This is a genomic window from Xanthomonas vasicola pv. musacearum NCPPB 4379 (assembly GCF_000277895.2).
Lineage (GTDB): Bacteria > Pseudomonadota > Gammaproteobacteria > Xanthomonadales > Xanthomonadaceae > Xanthomonas > Xanthomonas vasicola.
In genome coordinates this window covers 1,752,878-1,777,478 of record NZ_CP034655.1, presented here as the reverse complement: position 1 = coordinate 1,777,478, position 24,601 = coordinate 1,752,878, and the positions used below count along the sequence as shown (strand labels likewise).

General features: G+C 63.5%; 16 protein-coding genes and 2 pseudogenes. 8 read left to right on the top strand and 10 right to left on the bottom strand.

Features of this window, described 5'->3' with window-relative positions:
• Positions 1-55 precede the first annotated feature (55 nt).
• Positions 56-2,098 (top strand): annotated as a pseudogene (locus KWO_RS08305) (TonB-dependent receptor domain-containing protein); the annotation flags it as partial.
• A gap of 106 nt (positions 2,099-2,204) precedes the next feature.
• Here the strand turns inward: KWO_RS08305 and KWO_RS08300 are convergent.
• Positions 2,205-3,039 (bottom strand): annotated as a pseudogene (locus KWO_RS08300) (phytoene desaturase family protein); the annotation flags it as partial.
• 8 nt (positions 3,040-3,047) lie between these two features.
• On the opposite strand from KWO_RS08300, the gene KWO_RS08295 reads away from it, so the two are divergent.
• The 3 genes from KWO_RS08295 (at position 3,048) to KWO_RS08285 (ending at position 9,875) form a co-directional block, all read left to right on the top strand.
• A complete protein-coding gene (locus KWO_RS08295; RefSeq protein ID WP_017112460.1) occupies positions 3,048-5,189 on the top strand; it encodes a M13 family metallopeptidase in 2,142 nt (713 codons plus the stop codon).
• 386 nt (positions 5,190-5,575) lie between these two features.
• A complete protein-coding gene (locus KWO_RS08290; protein WP_010377602.1) occupies positions 5,576-7,675 on the top strand; it encodes a M13 family metallopeptidase in 2,100 nt (699 codons plus the stop codon).
• A gap of 184 nt (positions 7,676-7,859) precedes the next feature.
• On the top strand, positions 7,860-9,875 hold the full coding sequence (locus KWO_RS08285; RefSeq protein WP_010377600.1) for a M13 family metallopeptidase: 2,016 nt from the start codon (positions 7,860-7,862) through the stop codon (positions 9,873-9,875).
• 223 nt (positions 9,876-10,098) lie between these two features.
• Here KWO_RS08285 and KWO_RS08280 read toward each other — a convergent pair whose 3' ends face one another.
• From KWO_RS08280 to KWO_RS08255, 6 genes are all read right to left on the bottom strand, one after another.
• Entirely contained in the window at positions 10,099-10,797 is a 699-nt protein-coding gene (locus tag KWO_RS08280; RefSeq protein ID WP_010377597.1) for a rhomboid family intramembrane serine protease, read from the bottom strand.
• Positions 10,798-10,837: 40 nt separating this feature from the next.
• Entirely contained in the window at positions 10,838-11,245 is a 408-nt protein-coding gene (locus tag KWO_RS08275) for an MGMT family protein (protein ID WP_010366740.1), read from the bottom strand.
• 460 nt (positions 11,246-11,705) lie between these two features.
• On the bottom strand, positions 11,706-13,076 hold the full coding sequence (gorA, locus tag KWO_RS08270) for a glutathione-disulfide reductase (RefSeq protein ID WP_010377594.1): 1,371 nt from the start codon (positions 13,074-13,076) through the stop codon (positions 11,706-11,708).
• A complete protein-coding gene (locus KWO_RS08265; protein WP_010377592.1) occupies positions 13,073-14,323 on the bottom strand; it encodes an NAD(P)/FAD-dependent oxidoreductase in 1,251 nt (416 codons plus the stop codon). The genes gorA and KWO_RS08265 overlap by 4 nt, the downstream gene beginning before the upstream one ends.
• Before the next feature lie 7 nt (positions 14,324-14,330).
• Complete coding sequence (locus KWO_RS08260) at positions 14,331-15,575, bottom strand: DUF418 domain-containing protein (protein ID WP_010366747.1); 1,245 nt, start codon at positions 15,573-15,575, stop codon at positions 14,331-14,333.
• A 227-nt stretch (positions 15,576-15,802) separates the two neighbouring features.
• On the bottom strand, positions 15,803-16,282 hold the full coding sequence (locus KWO_RS08255; protein WP_010377590.1) for an FKBP-type peptidyl-prolyl cis-trans isomerase: 480 nt from the start codon (positions 16,280-16,282) through the stop codon (positions 15,803-15,805).
• A 109-nt stretch (positions 16,283-16,391) separates the two neighbouring features.
• Between KWO_RS08255 and KWO_RS08250 the strand changes: the two genes are divergently transcribed.
• Both KWO_RS08250 and KWO_RS08245 read left to right on the top strand, forming a co-directional pair.
• A complete protein-coding gene (locus KWO_RS08250; RefSeq protein WP_010377588.1) occupies positions 16,392-16,934 on the top strand; it encodes a C40 family peptidase in 543 nt (180 codons plus the stop codon).
• 109 nt (positions 16,935-17,043) lie between these two features.
• Complete coding sequence (locus KWO_RS08245) at positions 17,044-17,793, top strand: C40 family peptidase (protein ID WP_010377585.1); 750 nt, start codon at positions 17,044-17,046, stop codon at positions 17,791-17,793.
• Between the two features lie 209 nt (positions 17,794-18,002).
• On the opposite strand, the gene KWO_RS08240 is transcribed toward KWO_RS08245, so the two are convergent.
• The 3 genes from KWO_RS08240 to KWO_RS08230 all read right to left on the bottom strand — a co-directional run bounded on the left by KWO_RS08240 (position 18,003) and on the right by KWO_RS08230 (position 20,927).
• Positions 18,003-18,494 (bottom strand): acyl-CoA thioesterase, encoded by a 492-nt coding sequence (locus KWO_RS08240; protein ID WP_010366754.1) that lies wholly within the window; start codon positions 18,492-18,494, stop codon positions 18,003-18,005.
• Between the two features lie 246 nt (positions 18,495-18,740).
• Complete coding sequence (locus tag KWO_RS08235) at positions 18,741-19,577, bottom strand: class I SAM-dependent methyltransferase (RefSeq protein WP_017112463.1); 837 nt, start codon at positions 19,575-19,577, stop codon at positions 18,741-18,743.
• A gap of 9 nt (positions 19,578-19,586) precedes the next feature.
• The gene (locus tag KWO_RS08230; protein WP_010377580.1) at positions 19,587-20,927 is read right to left on the bottom strand and encodes a dicarboxylate/amino acid:cation symporter; all 1,341 of its coding nucleotides are present in this window, start codon (positions 20,925-20,927) and stop codon (positions 19,587-19,589) included.
• 141 nt (positions 20,928-21,068) lie between these two features.
• Here KWO_RS08230 and KWO_RS08225 point away from each other — a divergent pair, with 141 nt between their 5' ends.
• The gene (locus tag KWO_RS08225) at positions 21,069-22,775 is read left to right on the top strand and encodes an alkaline phosphatase family protein (protein WP_017112464.1); all 1,707 of its coding nucleotides are present in this window, start codon (positions 21,069-21,071) and stop codon (positions 22,773-22,775) included.
• Between the two features lie 504 nt (positions 22,776-23,279).
• Complete coding sequence (gene tilS / locus KWO_RS08220; RefSeq protein ID WP_026112322.1) at positions 23,280-24,584, top strand: tRNA lysidine(34) synthetase TilS; 1,305 nt, start codon at positions 23,280-23,282, stop codon at positions 24,582-24,584.
• Positions 24,585-24,601: the final 17 nt, after the last annotated feature.

Below are 24,601 nucleotides of genomic sequence, written 5' to 3'. Positions count from 1 at the left end.
CGCGGCGGATGCGGTTGCTTCGTTTTCCGGTCGCGTTGATCAGACCATCCCTAGGCAAGGCCGCAATCATTACGACTACAGCTCGCCAAAGTTCTACGGGAAAATCGACTGGAACATTAACGACAACAACATTCTCGAATACACCCGTATCGAGAACACGGATCGTCGTGCTGGCGCTTACAGCAACTATGACTACGAGACACGATCCGATGGTGGTCCTTCCGGCCTCTACGCGGATACTTACAAGATCAAAGACAGCTACGACATCTTCAAGTACACCGGCTACATCACCGACGACCTGACGGTGAACGCTACCTGGGGCCGCAGCACACAGCACAACCAACAGTTCAACCCGCTGGTATCTTCGCTGCCCTTCATCGCCGGCTTGAATTTGCAAAATCCGGCCATCACCGGTGGCACGCCGATCTCCAACAATCAGGCGACCAACCGTTCCAAAGCGGATGACCCGATTAACAAGACGCGCAATCTGCGTCTGGAATTGAACTACCGCCTGGGCGACCACGACCTGACCGCTGGCGTGGACAACATGTATTTCAACGCCTACGACGAAGGCGTGCGCACGACCGGCCCAGGTTATCAGTGGATCTACGGCAGCGCGGGTGACGAAGTTTCGCCAGTTCGCGGCACGCTCGGCGTGGGCGCCACCGGCCCGGGCACCGACGGCTATTACGCTCAACGACGTATCTTCACTACCACCACCAGCATGGCGGTGGAGCAGAAGGCGTATTACCTGGAAGATCGCTGGCAGGTCAACGACCATTGGTTGCTGACGCTGGGTATCCGCAACGACAAGTTCACCAACTTCAACAGCGATCACGTGCCCTATGTCGACAGCGGCGACCAGTGGGCACCACGTTTGGGCGCTAGCTGGGACGTGTTCGGCGACTCCTCGCTGAAGATTTTCGCCAATTTGGGACGCTACTACCTCGCCCTGCCTAATCAGGTCGCGATTCGCGGTGCTTCTGCTTCGACCTACACGGACGAGTATTTTGCCTATACCGGCATCGATGCCAACGGCGAACCGACGGGCCTGCGGCCGATCGGTCCTGGTCCGGTATCGAGCAATGGCGAATACGGCCAAGCCCCGGATCCGAATGCCTTTGCGCCAACCGATTTGAAGTCGCAGTATCAAGATGAATTCATCTTGGGCTTCGAGAAAACGTTGGGCGAAAGCTGGAACTCGGGCGTAAAGGTCACATACCGCAAATTGCAGGCCGCCATCGACGATGTTTGCGACACCGGACGTATCGCCGACAAATTGGAAGCCAGCGGCGGTAACCCGGATACGGTAGATATCCCCGGCTGCGTGATGTTCAACCCGGGTAAAACCAACACCTACAATCTCGCTAACGCGGATGGCTCCGGATATACCCAAGTATCCATGTCGCAGTCCGACTGGGGCTTCACCGACAAGGCCAAGCGCAGCTATGTGTCGGTTGACCTGTTCCTGGAACACCCGTTCGATGAGAAGTGGTACGGCCGCATCGATTACACCTGGTCGCACAGCTACGGCAATACCGAAGGTCAGGTGAAGTCCGACCTCGGTCAGGCCGACGTATCCAAAACGCAGGATTGGGATTCGGCCGAGCTGATGTATTACGCCGGCGGCAGCCTGGCTAATGATCGGCGCCACCAGATCAAGGCGTTCGGTGCCTACCAGATCAACCCGGAATGGATGGCCTCCGCTACCCTTCGTGTGATGTCGGGCACACCGATCAGCTGCTTGGGCTTCTACGGCGGCCCGGATGCAGCGGCGGTCGACTACGACCCGATCGGCTACGGCTCTTCGTACCACTATTGCGACCTACAACCCTCGTCTCCAGGCGACGCAGGCCATACGCCGTGGATCAAGAACCTCGATCTGGGCTTGACATACCGCCCGTCGTTCGCTGATCACAAGCTGGCTTTTGGCGTGCAGATCTTCAACGTCCTCAACGATCGAACGGTCAATCGTGTCGATGGCGTCTACGAAGGCGATGTTCCCTTCAACGTCTCCAACACCTACCGGGTAGGTCTGCAGCCTTACAACTACAACACGCCACGCTATGTACGCCTAACCGCCTCGTACGATTTCTGATGCGGCAAGGCAACCGGAGACGTCACGACGTCTCCGGTCAGTCATTGGTATTGCTCCAAGCCCCGGCTCGTCCGGGGCTTTTTTTGCGGATGTGTCGCGCCCCGGATCAGCCGCGGAAAATCACCCGCGCCGCATTATGCCCAGGCGCACCAGTCACGCCGCCGCCGGGATGTGTCCCCGACCCGCGCATACAGCCCCGGCACTGCACCGCGATAGGCGCCCTGCCCAGCGGCGGACGTGCGCTAAACAGTCGATTGAGGCTGAGCGCACCGTGGAAGATATCGCCGCCGACCAAGCCGAAGAGACGTTCAAGATCGAGCGGGCTCAGAATCTGCCGGCCCAGGACCGATGCCGCAAACCCAGGCGCATAGCGCTCTACGGTGGCGATCATCAGATCGGCCACCTCGTCGCGGTGATCATCCCACTGCCTGCCGTCGGGCAGTTGCGGCGGTACGTGCTGGCAGAACAGGCTGGCGACATGCTGACCCGGCGGCGCAAGGGTGTCGTCCAGAGTGCTGGGAATAAGCAGTTCGACCACCGGCGCACGCGACCATCCGAACGCGCGCGCGTCGTGCCAGGCGCGATCCATATAGTCCAGGCTCGGTGCCAGGATGATGCCGGCAGTCAGATGATCGCCACTGCCGGGTAACGCGGTGAAGTCCGGCAGGCACGAGAGTGCGACATTCATGCGAAACGTGCCCGATCGCAGCGGTAATGCGCAATCCGCGCGCGCGTTGCGCAGGCACGTCACGCCGCATGAGGCGCTGATACAACAGTTTCGGATTGACGTTGGCCACGACCGCGCGGGCGCGGATCGTCTGGCCGTCCGCGGTAACGACACCGGCCGCCCGCCCCTGCACACGCCGCACCCATGACCTTCGACACCATGCCATCCGGCTGGCGAGGCGTAGAGTGCCGGCCACGGCCCTGGTGACGGGGCCTCCCATTGATGCTTCTGGAGTCCTTTGTGATTCGTACACCTCATTTATTGACGCTGACCCTGGCCGTGGCCACCGCCCTGAGCGGTTGCAAGAAGTCCGAAGAGGCCGCACCCGCGTCCCCGGCGGGCGACACTGCGGCCACCACCCCGGCGGCCCCCACGACGCTGACCCTTGACCAGAGCAAGCTGCCGGCAGTGAATCAGTTCACCGCGGCCGACCTGGACCCCAACAGCAACGCCTGTACCGATCTGAACGCCTACGCCAATGCCAAGTTCCTGGCCGCCAACCCGGTGCCGAGCGACCGCACCAGCTGGGGCGCATTCGAGATGCTCGACGAACGCTCCAATGCGATCCAGCGGCAGTTGGTGGAACAAGCCGCCGCCGACAGCAAGGCCACGGGTGTGGAGAAAATCGTCGGCGACCTGTGGTCGACCGGCATGGACGAAGCCAAGATCAACGCGCAGGGCATCGAGCCGCTGAAGCCGGAACTGGCCGCCATCGACGCCATCAGCGACCAGGCCAAGCTGGTCGACTATCTGCGCACCAGCGCAGCCAAGGGCAAGAACGTGCTTTTCAGCTTCGGCGCCGAGGCGGACTTCAAGAAGTCCAGCCAGAACATCGCCTATGCCATGCAGGGCGGCCTGGGCCTGCCGGACCCGGAGTACTACACCAGCGCGGCCAACAAGGCCAAGCTGGAGGCATACCAGGCGCACGTCGCCAAGGTGCTGGAACTGTCCGGCGTGGCTGCGGCCGATGCCGCCAAGCAGGCCAAGCAAGTCGTGGACTTCGAAACCCGCCTGGCCAAGGTCTCCAAGACCAGCACCCAGATGTCGCGCGATGCGTCGCTGGCCTATAACCCGATCTCGCCGGCCGATGCCGACAAGCTGACCCCGAACTGGTCGTGGACCGAGTTCTTCAAGTCCCAAGGCGTGGCCACGCCAGAGATGTTCTCGCTGGCGATCCCGGCTTTTCACCAGGAAGTGAGCAAGATGATCGCCGACACCGACCCGGCGATCTGGCGCGCGTACCTGCGCTTCCACACCGTCGATGGTGCTTCGCCGTTCCTGAGCCAGCCGTTCGTCGATGAGAGCTTCGCCTTCTACAACAAGACCATGCGCGGCCAGAAGGAAATCAAGCCGCGTTGGAAGCGCGTGCTGGCCACCATCAATGGTCAGGCTGGCGAAGCGCTCGGCCAGATGTACGTCAAGGTCGCCTTCCCGGCCGATTCCAAGGCCAAGATGGAAACCTTGGTGACCAACCTGCGCACCGCGCTGAAGGCCCGCATCGAAAAGCTGGACTGGATGAGCCCGGAGACCAAGACCAAGGCCATCGCCAAGTGGGAAAGCTTCACGCCCAAGATCGGCTACCCGGAAAAGTGGCGTGAGTGGAACGGCCTGAGCACGGGCCGCGACAGCTACCTGGGCAACGTGATGGCCGCGCAGGAGTTCAACTACAAGTGGAACCTGTCCAAGATCGGCAAGCCGGTGGACAAGACCGAATGGGGCATGAGCCCACAGACGGTCAACGCGTACTACAACCCGCTGCAGAACGAGATCGTGTTCCCGGCTGCAATCCTGCAGCCGCCGTTCTTCGACCCGAATGCGCCGGAGGAAATGAACTACGGCGGCATCGGTGCAGTGATCGGCCACGAAATGACCCACGGGTACGACGACCAAGGCAGCCGCTTCGGTGCCGATGGCAACTTCATCCCTGACCCGGGTTGGTGGACGCAGAAGGATCTGGACGCGTTCAAGGCACGCACCGGCAAGCTGGTGGCGCAGTTCGACGGCTACCGCACGCCAGCTGGCGACAAGGTCAAGGGCGACCTGACGCTGGGCGAGAACATCGCCGACCTGGGTGGCCTCAACACCGCCTACGACGCCATGAAGACCGCCACTGCCGGCAAGGACGACCCCAAGACCGACGGCATCACCCGCGACCAGCGCTTCTTCCTCAACTGGGCCACGGTGTGGCGCCGTAACTTCACCCCGGAAGAACTGGTGGTGCGCCTGAAGACCGACCCGCACGCACCGGCAAACTTCCGCGCCATCGGTGCACCGTCGAACATGCCGGCATTCGCCGCTGCGTTCTCGTGCAGGGCGGGCGACCCGATGGTGCGTCAGGGCGACAAGCAGGTTGTGATTTGGTAACTGCGCAATCGCTGCAAAAAAAGGGCGGCGATCGAAAGATCGTCGCCCATCTTTTTGGGCGCTCGGTTTTTCCGGCGGTGTCTCATTCATCACTCATCAGTCCGCACCAACGGCCGATGCAGGCTGCCCCCTGCCACTAGTCGACGATAGCTACACGTACTCGTCGGCAGACGCGCGCCGAGACATCGCGTGCGGCGCACATGCATCCACAACACCATCGCGACGCATGATCGTCATCGCTCGCTGCACGCAAGACCCGCAAACACCCCCTGCGACGCGCCGCGATCTGCAATCCCACCTGCATGCAAGCCTCAACAAAACTCAACGCATGCCCCCTCGTGGACGCGTCCGCTTATGCTCGAAGTTCATCCCAGCGACTGGCGCGCATGTCACCGACCAAGACCTCCACGCTTGCCCTTGCCCTGATGGTTGCCCTGACGGGCTGCCAGCGCGGAGGGGAGACAAGCAGCACCAAGGGAAAAACTGCCGCGCAGGCCGCTCCAGCGACACCAGCGGCAACGAAACCTGCGTTCGATATCAGTGAACTGGATGCAGCCACCGGCGCCTGCCAGAACCTGGACGATTTCGTGAATGGCCCTTGGAAAAAAGCCAATCCCATCCCGGCCGACCGCACCAGCTGGGGCGTGTCTGATGTGCTCGTGGAGAACAGCCTGACCACCCAACGCCAGATTGCCGAAGACGCAGCGAAACAGCCGGATAAGCAAGCAAATTCTGTCGCCCACAAGGTCGGCGTGCTGTACGCCTCCGGCATGGATGAAGCGGCCATCGAAGCGGCCGGCGACCAGCCGATCCGGCCACAGCTCGACGCAATCGCCGCGCTGAGCTCAGGCAAGGACGTCGCCGACTACATCACCCGCCGTTTTGCCGAAGGCGATGCGCTGGTCTTCGATTTCGGTGCGCGTGCCGACTTCAAACATGCAGACAGGCAAATCGGATCCGCGGAGGAAAATGGGCTGGGCCTGCCGACCAAGGAGTACTACACCGCGCCCGAATACGCGGCCATTCGCGAGGCGTATCTGGCCTATATCGCCAAATCCTTCGAACTCACCGGCAGCACCGCTGAAGCTGCCAGAGCGCAGGCCAGCGAGGTGCTTGCCCTCGAAACGCGGCTGGCTGCCGCCTCGCTCACACGCGTCGAGGCGCGCGACCCTAAAAATCAATATCACTTCGTCAGCACGGCTGAGGCAGACAAACTCACTCCGCACTTTTCATGGAGCGGTTTCTTCGCTGCGCAAGGCATCGAAAGCGGCACTGGCTTTTCCCTGTCGCAGCCGCGGTTCTTCGCTGAATTCGATCGCCAGCTGGCAAATGCGCCGATCGCGCAATGGCAGGCCTATCTGCGCTTCCATACCATCGACGATGCCTCCAAACAGCTCAGCAAGGCCTTCGTCGACAACAACTTCGCCTTCTACGGCAAGACACTTTCAGGGCAACCCGAACAGCAGCCACGCTGGAAGCGCGTGTTGCGCGCGGTCAACGGCGCAATGGGCGAAGGGCTGGGGCAACTCTACGTTGCCAAGGTATTCACGCCTGAAGCCAAACAGCGTGCGAGCGACCTGGTCGACAACGTGCGTGCCGCGCTCAAGGCACGCATCGAAAATGTCGACTGGATGAGCCCGGAAACCAAAGCCAAGGCCATCGCCAAGTGGCAAACATTCCTGCCAAAAATCGGCTATCCAGACACCTGGCGCGACTGGTCGGGGCTGGAGATCGTGCCCGGCGCGTATTACCGCAACCTGCGGGCGGCAGCCAAGTTCAATTACCACGACGACATCGCCCGGATTGGTAAGCCCACCGACCGCATGCGCTGGTCGATGACGCCGCAGACCGTCAATGCGTATTACAACTCCAGCACCAACTCCATCAATTTCCCGGCTGGAATTCTGCAGCCGCCGTTCTTCGACGCCAGCGCAGACGATGCCTTGAACTACGGCGGCATTGGCGCGGTGATCGGGCATGAAGCCACGCACGGCTTCGACGATGAGGGCAGGCAGTTCGACGGCGCAGGCAACAACGTGGACTGGTGGACGCCGCAGGATCGCAACGCCTTCCAGCAACGTGCCGAGCAATTGGTCAAACAGTTCGATGCCTACACGCCGCTGCCCAGCCACCCCACGGTGCATGTCAATGGCAAGCTCAGCTTGGGCGAGAACATCGCCGACCTGGGCGGCCTCAACGTCGCCTACGATGCACTGCAAGCAGATCTGCGCGCGCATCCGGAGCGAGCAGTCGCGATCGACGGCTACAGTCCGGATCAACGCTTTTTCCTGAACTTCGCGCGCAGTTGGCGTGGGCAGACACGCGAACAACAACAACTGGTCTACCTGGCAAGCGACCCACATGCGCCAGACAACCTGCGCGCCATTGCCCCGCCCTCGAACATGCCCGCATTCGCCACCGCGTTTTCCTGCAAGGCCGGCGATGCGATGGTGCGGCCCGAGAAAGACCGCGTGGTGATCTGGTAAGCCGACGCAGCCGGCGGCTGCAAGCGCTTTTAGCACGATTACACCAGGCACAGGCCCGCACACGCGGGCCTGTCGCATTCATGCACGCGGCCAGCAGCGGGCATGAACCGCAGCGCCCGCCCGCCTGCACGGAACGCAGCCTTGCTAAACTCCGCCGACTTTACTTTGGCCACCCTTCTTCTCGATGCCCACCATTCGTCCGCTTGCCCTCGCTCTTGGCTTCAGCCTGATCTCGCTGCTGTCCGCCCCCGACGCCGACGCCGCTCGCAAGAAGAAGGCGGCAGCGCCCAAGGCGCCGGCCGTTTCGGCGGCCTGCACCAGTTTCTACGACTACGCCAACGCCAGCTGGCTCAAGGCCAACCCGGTGCCGCAGGCCGGCGCCGTGACCGCGCTGGGCCAGTTGTCCGAGCGCGCCCTGCAGCAGCAGCGCGAGTTGCTTGATGCATCGATGAACGCCCCGCAAGGCAACGTGCAGAAGCTGCTCGGCGATTTCTGGGCCAGCGGCCTGGACGAAGCAGCGGTCGAAAAGGACGGTTCCAATCCGATCGCCCCCTTGCTTTCGCGCATCGACGCGATCAAGAAAGCCAAGGATGTGCCCGCTTCCATCGCGGCGTTGCATCAGGTCGGTATCCCGGTTGGCTTCAATTTCGGCCCGGACGTAGACCTGAAGGCACTCGATCGCCATATCGGCTACTTCATGCAGGGCGGGATGGGCCTGCCCGACCCAGCCTTCTACACCCGCACCGACGCCGACACCCAGGCGCTGATGGGCCGCTACCGCGCCTACGTCAAGCAAATCCTGGCGCTTAGCGGCACCGCCGCCGACAAGCTCGACGCCGATGCCGCCTCCGTGCTGCAGATTGAAACCGCGCTGGCGCGCAGTGCGCAGTCGGTGCAAGGCATCAACAACCCGTTCAACAATTACGTGCCGATCGCCACCAAGGAACTGACTAAGCAGTACAAGAACCTGCGTCTGGGCGACTTTCTGGAAGCGCAGGGCGTCAAGGACGATCTGGTGTCGATGGCCGACCCGGCCATGTTCAAGCAGCTCGACAGCATGATCGTCAGCATCAAGCCGGAACAGTGGAAGGCTTACCTGCGCTGGCGCGTGGGCGATGCCATGGCGCCGTACCTGTCCAAGAGCTTCCACGATGCCGAATACCAGTTCCGCGGCCGTCTGCTGCGTGGCGATGCGCTGCCGCCGCAGCGTTGGCAGCAGGTGCTGGACGCGATCAACGTTGCCGCCGGCCCGATGCTTGGCCGCGAGTACGTCTCGCGTTACCTGAGCAGCGACACCCGCCGCCAGGCCGAATCCATCGCCGACCAGGTTCGCGACGCGCAGGTGGCCGCGCTGGAGCGTGCCGGCTGGAGCAACGGCGAGGTGGTTGCCGAAGCCAAGGCCAAGCTGGCTGCAATGAAGATCGAAGTTGGCGCGCCGCGTCGCGACCTGGACTACACCGTGCAGCCGATGGGCCGCGGCAGCTTCGGCGGCAACATGCTGATCGCCTCGACCTGGCGTCATCGCGAAGAGATGAAGCGCATTGGCAAGGGCAACGCTGACCGTCGCTGGGACGTGCTGCCGCAGCAGCCGGCGGTGGCCTACGACATCGCGCAGAACCGCCTGATCGTCACTGCTGCGGTGTTGCAGGCGCCGGTGCTAACCACCGGCGGCACCCAGGCCGCGCAGTACGGCGCCTATGGTGCGCTGGTCGCACACGAAATCACCCGTGCGATCGATGCCAAGGGCGCGCTGGTCGATGCCAAGGGCGAACTGCGCAACTGGTGGACGCCGGCCGAAAAGGCGAGTTGGACGATGCTGACCGACAAGGTCGCCACGCAGTTCTCCGCCTACCCGTACCCGGGCGTGCCCAATGCCAAGGTCAACGGTGCGCAGACCGCCGAAGAGAACCTGGCCGACCTGGCCGGCGTCGAATTGGCCTGGCAGGCCTTCAGCAAGGCCCAGCCGGCGGCCACCGAAGCGGACAAGCAGGCCTTCTTCACTGCCTGGGCCGGGCTGTGGGCGCAGCAGTTGTCGCCCAACGAGGCGGTGCAACGCGCAAGCGCCGACATCCGCGCGCCAGGTCAGTGGCGTACCGACGGTCCGCTGTCGAACCTGCCGGAATTCGGTGCAGTGTTCAGCTGCAAGGCCGGCCAGCCGATGCAGCGCGTGGATGCCGACCAGATCAAACTCTGGCGCTGATCCTCGCCAAGGTTAGGCGATAAAAAAGAGCGCGGATTCCGCGCTCTTTTTTTGTTTCTCGCATTAGCGGGAAGGCGTGTCAGCTGCGATCCGTGCTGGCTTCTGCGTCTTCCAGTCTTGTAGGAGCAGCCTTGGCCGCGATGCGCTGTTCCGATATGGATGATGCCCATCGCGGCCAAGGCCGCTCCTACGGATCACGTGGAACGACGCAGCCTCGCCTGACTCAACGCACCACGCGCAACGGCGGCTTGCGTCCCTTGCCACCGCCCTTCTTTCCACCGCTGCCACCAAATGGCGACTGGCCACGCCAGTAGCGGATCATCAGCCAACCGAACAGCATGCCGCCCAGATGCGCGAAGTGGGCAACGCCCGGCTGCCAACCGGTTGCGCCGAGGAACAGTTCAATCGCGCCGAACACGATCACGAACGTACGCGCCTTCATCGGGATCGGCGGGAACAGCAGCATCACGCGCTGATTTGGGAACAACATGCCGTAGGCCAACAGCAGGCCGAACACACCGCCCGACGCGCCCACCACCGGCGCTACGCTTTGCGTAAACCAGGCCATCAACAGCTGACACACGCCTGCACCGGCTACACACACCAGGTAGTAGGTCAGAAAGCGCTTCTGGCCCCAGGTCTGTTCCAACGGCGCCCCAAACATGAAAAGTGCCAGCATGTTGAAGAACAGGTGGTTGAAGCCGCCATGCAGGAATGCGTAGGTCAGCAGCTGCCAGGGCATGAAGCTGGCGCCCGGCGAAAACGCATCGAAACCATTGGACAGCGGCCACAACATCAGCCACGACAACACGCTGTCAGATGGCAACACGTCGGCACTCAGGTCGCCCACCGCCCATTGCAGCAGGAACAAGCCGATGTTGGCGATCAGTAATGCTTTGGTAATGGGTGGCAGTTGAGGCATGGCGGCATCCTTCGGAATGCTGCCGATGATAACGGCAGGCTTATGAAGGCCCCCACACGGCCGCATCCAAGCGCTGCGCCGCACTGGGCCGGCGCACACGGCCCTGTTCCACCTGGACGCCTTCGGCGCGCAGCCGCTGGCATTGCTCGCGATAGCCCGCCGAGCCGTCGGGCAAGGCGATCCGGCCATCGCTGCGCAATACACGATGCCAGGGCAGCTGCGAGTCATCGTTGCCGCTGAGCACGCGCGCCACCAGCCGCGCACGGCCCGGCAAACCGGCGCGCTTAGCCACTTCCCCATAACCGGCGACCTCGCCCACGGGAATCGCGCGAATCACCTCAAGAATCCGCAGCCGCGCCTGCTCGCCGGACAGCGCCTCACCCTTGGAGCGGGCACGCGCAGAAGGGCTGGAAGAGTGGCGCGGCGCTGGATGGCGAGATTTGGACATCGCACAAGCATGTCAGCTGATGGGTGTGTGTGTACGCATCGCCCCTTCACGCGAGGGGAGGCTAACAGCCTCTCTTCCCCCGGGAGAGGGGTTGGGGTGAGGGTACGGGCGCTGCAAAGCAAACCGCCGAGGCAACGCAATGAGTCGTCGTTCGCCCCTGGGTAAAAAATAAACCCACCTTGAGCACCAGATCGCGCTGGATTGGTGAGTCGCTTGTACCGAATGCTTGTACCGAACCCTCACCCCAACCCCTTTCCCGCGGGGAGAGGGGCTCTAATCCCCCCTCCCATCGGGAGAAGCTGGGGCGCAGCGCCGGATGAGGGCACGACCGGTAGAAGCGTCACAGCTCGATGCTAGATCGCGGCATGGTCCGCTGCTGCCGCTATTTTCATCAGACTTCGAGAGCGCGCTGGTCAGGACGTCACCAGCACCCTGACCTCCCACACCCGCTAGACCGGCCTCAATGCATCAACACAATCTCTTCAGACGAGGTGGGATGAATCGCTACGGTCTCATCGAAATCGCGCTTGGTCGCGACCATCTTCACCGCCACCGCAAAGCCTTGCAGCATTTCTTCGGCGCTCTCGCCCAGCAGATGCACGCCGAGCACACGTTCTTCTTCGCCCACGCACACCAGCTTGAACAAACTGCGCTGCGGTGCATCGGCCAGCGCGTGCAGCATCGGGCGGAAGTTGCTGCGATACACGCGCACCTCACCGTTGTAACGGGCGCGTGCCTGTTCTTCGGTCAGCCCGACATTGCCAAGCGGCGGGTGCGAAAACACCACGCTGGGCACGCCCTCATAGTCCATGCGCGCATCCGGTTGATTGCCGAACAGACGGTCCATCAACTTGCGGCCCGCAGCGATCGCCACTGGCGTCAACCCGACCTTGCCGCCCACATCACCGATCGCGTGAATATTCGGCACGCTGGTGGTCTGGCCATCGTCCACCAGCACCTCGCCCTTGTCGCCGAGCGCAACACCCACCGTGTCCAGGCCCAGCCCGGCAGTATTGGCGCGGCGGCCTGCTGCAAAGAACACCTTGTCGAAAACATCGTTGCCCTGCTCGCGCGGATGCACAGGATGCCCATGCACACGCAGCGCGCCGCGCGCATCACGCTCCAGCGCGGTGGTGGTGAAACCGAAATGCAGCCGCACACCCAGATGCCGCAGGTTGTCGGCCAACTGCAAGGTCAGTTCCGCATCGAAGCGCTCCAGCAAGCGTTCGCCTTGCACAAACAGATGCACCCGACTCCCCAAGGCTTGCAGCAACCCGGCGATTTCCACAGCGATATAACCGCCGCCGATAATGGCGACTTGCTCAGGCGCATGACAGAGATTGAAGAAATCGTCGGAGACCTCGCCATGTTCGGCGCCCTCCACGTCCGGGCGCAACGGGTGGGCACCGGTGGCGATCACGATGTGCTCGGCGGTCACTGACACGCCGTCGCTGCCCATGATGGTATGGCAGTCCTGCAGCACACCGCGCTGCGGGATCAACACCACACCATCTTCGTTGAGGCGGCGTCGATAGCTGGCGTGGATGTTGGCGATATACCCCTGCCGATGCGTGACCAGCTCCTGCCAAGCAAGCGTCGGACGCGGCACATCGAATCCCAATGCAGCTGCCAGCTCGATCTTGCCCGCTAGATCGGCAGCCAGCCACATCGCCTTTTTCGGCACGCAGCCAAGATTGACGCACGTGCCGCCCAATTCGTTGGGCTCCATGATCGCGACGCGCGCGCCATGTTTTGCTGCGCGAAATCCCGCGGCAAGGCCGCCGGAGCCGCCGCCAAGAATCACCACGTCGTAGTCGTAACGCGCACTCATGCGAATCGCTCCGCCCGGTAAGGATGCGGGTCCAGCGCAGGTGCGCGGCCCGTGATCAGGTCGGCCATCAATTGTCCGCTTGCAGTGCTCATGCTGATGCCGAGCATGCCATGTCCGGCTGCGAGCCAGACGTGAGGATGGCCAGGCACCGCGCCCAACACCGGCACGTCGTCCCAGGTCATCGGCCGCCATCCGTACCAGCGTTCGATCACTGCGGGACCGCACGGCGCATGCAGGTATTCGGCCGCTGCACGTTCCAATGCTGCCAGGCGTGTGGCATTGAGCTGCGTATCGCGCCCGGAAAATTCCATCGTGCTGCCGATGCGCAGGCGGTCACGCCACGGCACCACAAACACCCAGCGATCCTTCAGCACCACCGGGCGACGTGGCATCAGCGGCGGCGCGCTGTAGGTGATCGAATAGCCTTTGCCAGCCTGCACCGGCAAACGCAGGCCAAGTTGCGCCGCCAGCACCGGCGACCACGGCCCGGTCGCGACAACCACCTCGCGCGCGAAGCGCTTGCCGTGCTCGGTCTGCACGCAGGTTCCAGCTCCATCAGGCGTGAGTGCCTGCACGCGGCAGTGCGCATCGATCTCCACGCCACGTGCGCGCAGCACTCTCGCCAGCTCAGCGGTGTAACGCTCCGGGCGCAGATGCGCATCGCCAGGGAAATGGATCGCGCCAGCAATGCCATCGCGAAATGCGGGATCCTGGCGCACATAGTCCGCACCATCGATCACTTCTGCCTGGATGCCCCATTGCGCAAGCAGCGCGCATTCGTCCCGATACTGCGCAAAGCGACGCGCATCGCCGAACACGTAATCCAACCCGTCGTTACGAAATTCGCAGTCCAGCGCATAACGCACCACCCACTCGTCGAAGCGCTGCCGCGCATCGTGCAACAACGCCGCGCGTGCCTGTGCACTGGACTGCCAATCACGTGCATTGCAGCGCTGTGCAAAGCGCAGCAGCCAGCGCCACAAGCCTGGATCCAGACGTGGTGGGATATACAACGGCGCATCCGGGGTGAACATCCATTTCACTGCCTGCGCAAGCATGCCGGGTGCCGCCAGCGGCGGTGCATGGCTGGGCGTGATGGTGCCGCAATTGCCGTAAGAAGTCGCCGCACCAGGCGCACCGGCATCGAGCACACCCACTTGCCGGCCCGCTTCAACAAGCGCCAGCGCGGTGGCCAGGCCAATCGCGCCCGCACCAATCACCAGCACATCATCGCGAATGACGCGCATGCAGGCGCTATCCGGCGCGCTTGGCGCCGCGCCACAGCGGCGGCACCTGCAGATAGGTCAGGCTGCGCCACAGCCATTCCATCGGCCCGAAGCGGAACCAGTACAGCCAGCACCGGCTCAGCAGCACCTGTAACGCGAACAGCGCCAGCGCGAACGGCAATTGCCACACACGCGGCAACTGCTCGAAATAACCCAGCCCGTAGCTATAGAAGATTGCGGTGCACACCAGCGATTGCATCAGATAGTTGCTCAATGCCATCCGCCCCGCTGGCGCAAGCCACGCCAGATGTGGTGCCAGGCGCACCACCCATGCGGCATAGCCCAGGCACATCAACGGCCCGGCGATCAGCGACAGCGCAAAGGCAACTGACAAACGCATGTCCAGCCGCGCCGGATCGATCCACGGTTCCAATGCATAACTTACCAGCATCACGCCTAGCCCAAGCGGCAACACGGCATAGCGCAGCGTTGCAAACAAGCGCGGGAAGCGCTCGGGCGTGGCGATCGCACCGCTGCGTACAAACCAAATACCGAGCAGGAACATACCGAACATGGACGGGCCGTTGATGCTGAGGCCTGTCATCGCCTCCTGAAAGTCATGCCATCGCTGCGCAGTCGCCTGCACATAGGTGCCGCTGCCAAATGCGGCGCGCTGCGCCTGCACATTCGCCATTGCCTGCTGCGCGGCATCGGCCATGGCGGCTTTCCACTGCACAGACGCAGTTGGATCGGCCTGCGCCAATTCGCCGGCCACGCTATACAACAGGACCAACCCAGGTGCGCACAGGTAAACCAACGCAGCGAACCACGGCAGAGTGACTGTTGGCACATTGCGCGCGCTCAGCAGCAGTAATGCCAGTAGCGCGTAGGTCACCAGAATATCACCGGACCACACCAGCAAGGCATGGGCAAGGCCGATTGCCAACAGCCCGAGAGCACGACGTAGATACAGGCCGAAGAACGCGCGCCCGGCCTGCGTGGCCCGCTGTGCCATCACCGCAAAGCCCATCCCGAACAACAGCGAAAACAGCGTATAGAACTTGCCTTGCACGAACACGTAGACCAGCGCATCGGCAACCCGGTCGGCACCGTGCCAATGCGGCTCCACGCCGGTCATGGCCAGATCGAGCGGGCCGACAAAGGCTTCCATGTTCATCAGCAGGATGCCCAGCAGCGCAAAGCCGCGCAGGACGTCCAGCACGACGATGCGCTCGGTCGCAGCAATGGGGAACAGCACGTTGCGGGATATCATCACGGCTCAGGCAACCAGGTGCGGCGTCGCGCGCCGCAGAATGCAAACGGCCCGCCGATGGGGCGGGCCGTCAGGAACAGCAATCACGCAAGCGCTGCGACAGACCGATGCGTAGGCACGACCTGCGTAGATCTTATGCAATATCGCAGCGCCCAATCGGCATACGACAGTTGCACGCGCGCGCCCTGTCGACCCCGACTACCGCGCAACCACATGCCAGCTCGGTCTTAGTGGTGATGACCGCCATCGCCGTGCACATGGCCATGGTCGCGCTCTTCGGCGGTGGCTTCGCGCACTTCGATGATTTCCACATCAAAATGCAGATCCTTGCCGGCCATGGGGTGGTTGAGGTCCACATCGACCACGCTCATGCCGACCTTCTGCACCGTCACTGCGCGCGGGCCGAAGTTGGTCTGCAGCACAACCTGGGTGCCGGGCACCAGCTTGGTGGCGCCGAAATGCTTCTTGGGCACGCGCTGGCTCAGGCCTTCGCGGTATTCGCCGTAGGCGTCGGTGGCCTTGACGTCCACGCCGAAGCTCTCGCCGGCTTCCTTGTCCATCATGGCCGCTTCCAGGCCCGGGATGATGTTGCCGTGGCCGATCATGATCGCCAACGGGTCACGCTCCTTGGAGCTCTCGATCGGCTCCTGGCCGATCTCGGAAACGGTGTAGTGGAAGCGGACAACGCTGTCTTTTTCGATCTTCATGCCTGGCTCTGAATGGGCTGCCCGGTGGCAGACGGTGGAGGACGGCTTGTCGGCCGCCGGGTGCGCCGCCATCATGGCGACCTTTCGAATCCCCCATTATCCCGGCTCCATGCATATCACGCCAGTTTTCGCCGCCCGCCCCCGGCGCGTTGCGGCCAGCTTGTTGCTGGGTCTTCTGCTCTTGGGCGGTTGTTCGTCGCACGCGCCGGTCCGGCGCCCAGCCGCACCGCCGCCGGCAGCGCGCGTGTGGCCGCAGGTGCCACCGGCCGACCCGGCCGCCGCCAACAACATCTTGATGCGCGCATTGGGGCTGGTGGGCACACCGTACCGGTTCGGCGGCAACACGCCCGAGACCGGCTTCGACTGCAGCGGGCTGGTGACTTATGTGTACAAGGACGTGCTGGCACTCGCGCTGCCACGCACCTCGCGCGAGCTGGCCGCGATCCAGGGCCCACGCATCCCGCCGGAGCGGCTTGCCACCGGCGATCTGGTGTTTTTCGGCTCCGGCGGCAGCGTGACCCATGTCGGTATTTATGTCGGTGAAGGTCGCTTCGTGCATGCGCCTACCACTGGCGGTACAGTTCGCTTGGATTTTCTTGATGGAGCCTACTGGCGCGACCATTATTCAGGTTCAAAGCGGGTTTTGCACTGAATAGTGACGTACATCACAATTCATAAAACGGAAATTTAACTATTTTTAAACGTAACAATTCATTCACCAAGGCATCATCTCGCATCGACAGCAGACCTGTGATTCCCGCGTGACGAACGACGAACAGACCAATACTGGCGCCGCACCGCTTCCGCCCCGCAAACCGCTCCGCCTGCTATGCGCCACCGCACTCTGGCTTGCAGCACTTCCCGCGTTAGCTCAGACCGCCAACACCACACCATCCGCTCCGCAGACGACCACACCAGACAGCGCCGTCGCCGCCGAGAAAGCCGCAACCCGCAGCCGCGCCGACGCCGCTGCCACCGCAACACTGGCCGCCCTGCTTCCGCACCTGGCCGCCAACGACGCCATTCCCCTGATGGACCGCTCGGCAATGTTTGCCGGCGACCTCAGCCGCCTGCTTGCCAATTACGACGTTTCGCAGAGCGCGGTCAACGCTGCCCAGAACGCCGTGGCCGACAGCCGTGTGCAGGTGATCCTGCAGCGCGCCATGGCACTGCTCGGCACCCCGTATGTCTGGGGCGGCGAGTCCACCGAAGGATTTGACTGCAGCGGCCTGGTCGGCTACGTGTTCAAGACCGCGCTCGGCATCGACCTGCCGCGCGTCTCGCGCGACATCGCCCGCGACGAATCGGCCGAATTGATCAAGGATCCAAGCGCGGTGAAGGCTGGCGACCTGGTGTTCTTCGGCAAGCGCGGCCGTATCGACCATGTCGGCCTGGTGGTCGGCGACGGCAAGTTCCTGCACGCACCCAGCCGCGGCAAGGACGTGCGCGTGGATTCGCTGGCGAGCGGCTACTGGAGCGAGAAGTTCATCCAGGCGCGTCGGGTGCTGTAAAGCCCCGCTTGCTTCGCCTCAGTTATGAAAGGCCGCGATGATCTCGCGGCCTTTTTGTTGCGTGGGCTGGGGGCTACTTCAATGCGCACGCTGCGTGGCATGTACTAGCGCATGCTGGCTCGCATGCCAAACGAGCTGGGCCACAAACTGCCTGCAGCGCATCACCCGGCCCATCGGCCAGATGACCTGACACGCGCTCACGATGCCAGTTACTGCGAGGTATCGGCCCTGTAATAGGCCATGGTGTCCTCGATGCCCTTGCTCAATTCCATCACCTTGAGCGCGTATTCCGCCAGGCGCTGATCTTCCGGCGTGTCCGGACGCCAGGATGGCACTTCCACCGGGGTGACGCCGTCCGGGTCCATCGCCACAAACACGATGATGCAGTGCGTGCACAGGCGCGAGTCGCCACCCATCGGGCTGCGCGCGCGTACATCGATGGCGAAATGCATGCTGCTGCGGCCGGTGTAGACCAGCTTGGCCGACACCGCGACTAGATCGCCGATGCGGACCGGCGCCACGAAACGAATGCCGCCCACCGCCACGGTGACGCAGTAATGCCCGCTCCACCCGCTGGCCGCCGCAAAGCCGACCTGGTCGATCCACTTCATCACCACGCCGCCATGCACCTTGCCGCCGAAGTTGACGTCGCTGGGCTCGGCCAGAAAACGAAATGTCAGATCACGCTGTTGGCCAATCACCGCCCGCCCTCGTCAATGGATGAGCTGAAAGTGTGCCATGTGGGTGGAGACTCGGCGTACCTGCAACGTAATCGCCGTACCTGTCGACGTGAGCGCGCTACTGGCATCGGCAAGCCTCATCTCACGCTTGTCCATCCACCAAGATGCTGGATGCTTTGAGATTCATCGCGTGAGCCCGAGAAGCGCCATCGTCAGATCGCCTGACTCACGCTGCTTCGCGTTATCAGACAACGTCAACACGCACACTCAACTGCCAATCACCCCAACGTTATCCCGCTTACGCAGACACAGCCATGGGAAGTGCGGCTGCGGCAATCGGAGCACCTGGCGCGCGCGCGCGCTCAAGCGCCGCGGGTCGAACAACCACTGCACAGCAAAGCGATCGAACGTAGCGTAGGTGTGTTGGTGGTAATGCGCAGCCAGTTCTGAAACGCCCAGCTCGGTGAAATAGCGCAGGCTGCGTGCGGCGCTTTCCTGGCCGCGTTGCGGCGTGGCGTAGAGCGGGCTGTCGAGAATATGCAGCTCGCCCTCCTCGCGCAGGTGGGCGAGCAAGCGCACGATCAATGCGGCAGGGTCGGCGAAATACTGCACGCAGGCCGGCAGCACGATGACGTCGAATACATCGCGTGGCAGCGATACCGTCTGGATATCGGCAGCAACGAAACTCAGGCGTTCCTCGTGGCCAAATACGCGCGCGGCCTGGGTAAGTTCGGTGCGATTGACGTCGATGCCGCAGACGTCGCGTTGCAGCGACTGCGCCAGCAACCGCGATAGCCAGCCATTACCGCAACCGAGCTCAAGGATGGCGCCTTCGTTGGCGCGCGTCTGCAGGTGCTGCATCAGCAAACTGCTGGACAGCGCGCGCACGCGCCATTCCAGCGTTGCCCCGAGTTTTCCGCTCGGACGCGGCAGGCTGCGCACCTGCGCATCGGTGTAGAGTCGCCCTTCCTTGTGCCGGATCTCCAAATATTGCTGCTCGAACGGGTCGTCAGCCAACCCGCGCTGCACGAACACGCCATCGACGCTGTCCAGCTCGGGCAGTTGCTGCAGCCGTTCGCGCAGCATGGGAAATCCGGCACGCATGCAGCAGCCTCAGCGCAGTGGCTTGGCACTGTCGGCGGGCGGATCTTCCAACCCGACATTGGTCGACGCCGCGTCGTAGATACTCTTGTCGAGCAAGCCGGTCTCCTTGGCCACCAGCACCGGCACCAGCATCTGCCCGGTGACGTTGGTCATGGTGCGCATCATGTCGAGGATGCGATCGATCGCATACAGATAGCCGATCACTTCCAGCGGCAGATTGGCTGCACTCAGCACCACGGTCGCCATGATCACCGCTGTACCGGGTACGCCGGCCGTGCCGAAGCTGCCGAGCACCGAGGCAAGCAGCACCACGAAATACTGATTGGCGGTCAGTGGCACCCCGGTGTATTGCGCAATGAACACTGCGCACAACGCGGGAAAGATGGCGCCGCAGCCGTCCATCTTGATGCTGGCGCCCAACGGCACCGCAAATGCAGCGTAATCCTTGCTGACACCCAGGTTATGCGTGATCGAACGCATCGCCACCGGCATTGCTGCAAAGCTCGACGAACTGACAAACGCCACCTGCATGCCGGGCGCGGCACCGCGGAAAAACTTCCACGGGTTAAGCCCATGTGCGAGCAACAGGCTGCTGTAGACGACCAGAATATGGATCGCGCAGGCCACATACAGCGCCAGCACAAAATTGCCGAACGGCAGCAGTTTCGCAAAACCGTAGCTGCCGACCAGGCTGGCGATCAGGCCAAACGTCCCGAGCGGGGTCATCTCCAGCACGAAGCGCGTCACCTGGATCATGATGTCGCTCATCTGCCCGGTGAGCTTGCGCGCCTCGGCGACACGCTCACCCAGCTTGACCATCGCAAACCCCAGCAACCCGGCGAAGAAGATCACCGGCAGGATTGAACCACGCCCCGCCGCCAGCACCGTTTCGCCGGCCGCATTGGTCTTGGTGCCGATGCCGGTCAGTGCGTAGAACGGGTTGGACGGCACCACGTCCAGCAGCACCTTGATGGGGCTGGGCACATCGCGCGGCTTCCAGGCCGAATCCACACTCAAACTGAAATGGCCAGCGCCCGGCTGCATGATCGTGCCGACCGCAAGGCCCACGCCCACCGCCAATGCCGCGGTGATGACGAACCACAAAAATGTGCGCCCGCCGAGCGCGGCGACCGATTTTTGCCCGTGCAAGGACGAGATCGCATTGATCACCGCGAAGAACACCAGCGGGATCGCGATCATCTTGATCAGCGTGACGTACAGATCGCCAAGTGGACCGAACCACACATCGGCGGCCGGCCCCATGGCCGCACCGGCGATCGCACCCAGCGCAAAGCCGGCCACCACGCGCTGCCAGAACGGAATGCGCAACCAGGCCGCAACCAGTTTCATGTCGTCGAATCTTCCGGGGAGAGTGCATGCACCATAGCCCAGGCCTGCGCTGCCCGCGAGACCACAGCTGGAACAGCGCTGTGTCATCGGTGTGACACCACCCGTCGCGGCATAATGGGCATTGATTCAGCCACGAGTTCGATGCCGATGCGTTATTGCCTGCCCACCCTCGCCGCCCTGACCACGCTGTGCGTCGCCGCCTGCGCCTCCACCACCGGGAGCACCGCCTCTGCACCTGCATCGGTCCGCGTAGAGGTGCCGCAGGTCGCGCACCCGGCCGGCGAAACCCCGCAATGGTGGTACCGCTCCGGCGCCGCACGCGCGGCCGGCAATGGCGCCATGGCCGGCAAGGCGCGCAACGTGATCCTGTTCCTGGGCGATGGCATGAGCCTGACCACGGTCGCCGCCGCGCGCATCCTGGACGGCCAGCGCAAGGGCGGGCCGGGCGAAGAGAACCTGCTGTCGTGGGAGCAATTTCCCGCCACCGCCTTCAGCAAGACCTACAACACCGATTCGCAGACGCCGGATTCGGCCGGCACGATGACCGCGATCACCACCGGGGTGAAGTCGCATATGGGCGCTATCGGGGTCAGCAGCGGCAACCGCAGCGATTGCGCTGACAGCTTGAATAAGGGCCTGCTGAGTTGGCTGCAGCTGGCCGACAGCGCCGGCATGGCCACCGGCATCGTCACCACCACGCGTCTGACCCATGCCACGCCGGCGGCAACCTATGCGCATTCGCCGGACCGCAACTGGGAAAACGACACCGACCTTCCCGAGTCGGCACGCACTGCCGGCTGCCAGGACATCGCCCAGCAGTTGCTCTCCACTGCCCGCTACGGCCGTGGCCCGCAGGTGGTGTTGGGGGGAGGACGCAGCCAGTTCCAGACCGTGCAGGAGCGCGACCCCGAATACGACGACAAGGTGGGCCTGCGCCTGGACGGCCGCGATCTGGTCGCCGAGTGGAAACAGGCGCATCCGCAGGGCGCCTATGTCTGGAACGAGCAACAACTGAAGGCAGTAGCCGGCGCACCGGCGTTGCTGGGCCTGTTCGAGCCGGACCACATGCAGTTCGATCACGACCGCAACCGCACCCCGCAGGGCGAGCCCAGCCTGACCGAAATGACCCGCACCGCGATCCAGTCGCTGTCGCGCGATACCAACGGCTTCGTGCTGATGGTCGAAGGCGGCCGTATCGATCATGCCAACCACGCCGGCAACGCCTACCGCGCGCTGGATGAAACCGTGTCGCTGTCCGATGCCGTGCGCGTTGCTGTGCAGACTGCGCCGCCGGACACGCTGATCATTGTCACCGCCGACCATTCGCACACGCTCAACTTCGTTGGCTACCCGGTGCGCGGTAATCCCATCCTGGGCAAGGTGCGCGGTACCGGCGGCGAAGAAGGCGACCGCAGCCAGCTGGCCACCGATCTGGCTGGCCAGCCGTACACCACGCTCAGCTACGCCAATGGCCCCGGCTACACCGGCGCCAGCAACGCGCAGCCGGCCGGCCCAAAAAAGTATCCGCATGAGCCCAGCAGCAGCGAGCCGGCTGCCGGCCGCCCGGACCTGACCCATGTGGACACCGAAGCGCCCAGCTATATGCAGGAGTCGCTGGTGCCGACCAAATCCGAAAGCCACGGCGGCGAAGACGTCGGCATCTGGGCCACCGGCCCTGGCAGCGCTGCATTCCGCGGCACGCTGGAAGAGAACGTGATCTACCACGTCATCGTCCAGGCCACTCCGCGCCTGCGCGAGCGCCTGTGCAAGGCCGGCACCTGCGATGCCGCCGGCGTTCCGGTCGAGTTGCCCAAGCCGGCTACGTTCGAGGCTGCGGTCAAGCGCTGATGCGTAAGCGGTGCTGCTGCAACGGGAGGCGAGCCGACGCATGAGGCGTCCGCAGCGTGGTCACTTAATCCGCTCGCATGGCATCGCCAGCGCGCTATGCGGCAACGCCTTGGAACCGCTGCAGGTCAGGGGCACCATCGCTGCGGTCAGGCTAGCCGAGGGCGATCGGTGCAGTGGCCACGCAAAAAAGCGCGATGCCCTAGACGCGGTAGCAGTACACCAGCGCCGCAGTTGTCGCGTACAAAAGACAATGGAGTTGATGGGCGGTAACAGCTGGGAACGTCTACAGCTCCGCACCGCCAGCTTTGCGATCAGGTTGGTCGCAGGGGATTGGTGCGGTGACCGTGATACCCGAGCCGCGCTAGATTCGCCCCAGGGCCGTAGCTTTGGCGCACAGATATGGCGCTTGCAGACAACGCGCCAATCAAGGCATCGCTCGGCAATCACGCAACGCGTTCAACGCCCGCTCGCTGGGCGCGCAGTCTTGGTCGCAGGATCGCGCCTGTGGTGATCGATACCCCGCTACTGCTGCCCACCACTCCGCCCGGCCCGGTATTGCTGGCCTACAGCGGCGGGATGGATTCCAACGTGCTGCTGCATTTGCTGGCGGCGACGCCGCGCTATCGCCAAGCAGGATTGCGCGCGCTGCATGTGCATCACGGGCTGCATACCGATGCAGACGCCTGGGCCGCGCATTGCCAACGCAGCTGCGATGCGCTGCAGGTACCGTTGCAGATCGTGCAGGTGCACGTCGAGCGCGATAGCGGCCTTGGTCTGGAAGCGGCAGCACGCAACGCGCGCCACACTGCATTCGCGCACGCACTCGCCGCTGGCGAATGGCTGGCGCTGGCGCACCATCGCGACGATCAGGCTGAAACATTCCTGCTGCGTGCGCTGCGCGCCTCCGGCCCGGAAGGACTGGCGGCGATGCGCCCGCAGCGCCCCTTCGCCAACGGCACGCTGTGGCGCCCGTTGCTGGCGCATGCCCGCGCCGATCTGCTCGCCTATGCGCTCGCGCAAGGGTTGCGCTGGATCGAAGATCCCAGCAACGCCGATCCACGCCACGACCGCAATTTCCTGCGCAGCCAGGTGTTGCCGTTGCTGCAGCAACGCTGGCCGCAAGCAGCCGGTGCGCTGGCGCGCAGTGCGCAACTGAGCGCCGATGCCAGCGCATTACTGCTGCAGCAGGACATGGCGTTGTTGCCCAGCGTGCGCACCGCAAGCGGCGCGCTGGATCTGCACGCGTTGCGTGCGCAACCTATCGAACGAAGAGCACGGCTGTTGCGCGCGTGGGTGAGCGCTGCTCACGCGCCCCCACTGCCGGCGCAAGGCGTGGCCGCACTGGAACGGGAAATCGACCACTACGCCGCAGACCGGCAAGCATGCTTCGCGTGGCAGCAAATGGAAATCCGCCGTTGGCGTCAGTGCCTGTTTCTGCATCGCCCCGCTGCGGTCTGGCCGTCAGACTGGCAAGCGTCGTGGGATGGCGCAGTGCCGCTGCAATTGCCCGATGGTGCGCAGTTGCGCTTGCTCGGCGCGCCCGGCCTGCGTTTTGCACAACCGCTGCTGGCGCGCGCACGCCAGGGCGGCGAGCGCATCGTGTTGCCGCGGCGCGCGCATTCGCATCAACTCAAACATCTGCTGCAGGCGCTGGATTTACCGCCATGGGAACGCGAGCGCCTGCCGATCCTGTGGGAAGGCACGCAGGTATTTGCCGCCGGCGATCGCATCATTTCCGGCAACTTGGACGCATGGTTACAGGCCAACGCCGCATCGCTGCAATGGCGCGCAGCTGCCGATGCGAATTGACCCGCCTGCGCGCGCGC

What these genes read in the sequence shown, in the direction of transcription:
- KWO_RS08230 (WP_010377580.1), bottom strand. Translation starts at nt 20,927, where the DNA reads ATGAAACTGGTTGCGGCCTGGTTGCGCATTCCGTTCTGGCAGCGCGTG.
- KWO_RS08235 (WP_017112463.1), bottom strand. Translation starts at nt 19,577, where the DNA reads ATGCGTGCCGGATTTCCCATGCTGCGCGAACGGCTGCAGCAACTGCCC.
- KWO_RS08275 (WP_010366740.1), bottom strand. Translation starts at nt 11,245, where the DNA reads ATGTCCAAATCTCGCCATCCAGCGCCGCGCCACTCTTCCAGCCCTTCT.
- KWO_RS08280 (WP_010377597.1), bottom strand. Translation starts at nt 10,797, where the DNA reads ATGCCTCAACTGCCACCCATTACCAAAGCATTACTGATCGCCAACATC.
- KWO_RS08260 (WP_010366747.1), bottom strand. Translation starts at nt 15,575, where the DNA reads ATGATATCCCGCAACGTGCTGTTCCCCATTGCTGCGACCGAGCGCATC.
- gorA (WP_010377594.1), bottom strand. Translation starts at nt 13,076, where the DNA reads ATGAGTGCGCGTTACGACTACGACGTGGTGATTCTTGGCGGCGGCTCC.
- KWO_RS08290 (WP_010377602.1), top strand. Translation starts at nt 5,576, where the DNA reads ATGTCACCGACCAAGACCTCCACGCTTGCCCTTGCCCTGATGGTTGCC.
- KWO_RS08250 (WP_010377588.1), top strand. Translation starts at nt 16,392, where the DNA reads ATGCATATCACGCCAGTTTTCGCCGCCCGCCCCCGGCGCGTTGCGGCC.
- KWO_RS08265 (WP_010377592.1), bottom strand. Translation starts at nt 14,323, where the DNA reads ATGCGCGTCATTCGCGATGATGTGCTGGTGATTGGTGCGGGCGCGATT.
- KWO_RS08225 (WP_017112464.1), top strand. Translation starts at nt 21,069, where the DNA reads ATGCCGATGCGTTATTGCCTGCCCACCCTCGCCGCCCTGACCACGCTG.
- KWO_RS08285 (WP_010377600.1), top strand. Translation starts at nt 7,860, where the DNA reads ATGCCCACCATTCGTCCGCTTGCCCTCGCTCTTGGCTTCAGCCTGATC.
- KWO_RS08295 (WP_017112460.1), top strand. Translation starts at nt 3,048, where the DNA reads ATGCTTCTGGAGTCCTTTGTGATTCGTACACCTCATTTATTGACGCTG.
- KWO_RS08255 (WP_010377590.1), bottom strand. Translation starts at nt 16,282, where the DNA reads ATGAAGATCGAAAAAGACAGCGTTGTCCGCTTCCACTACACCGTTTCC.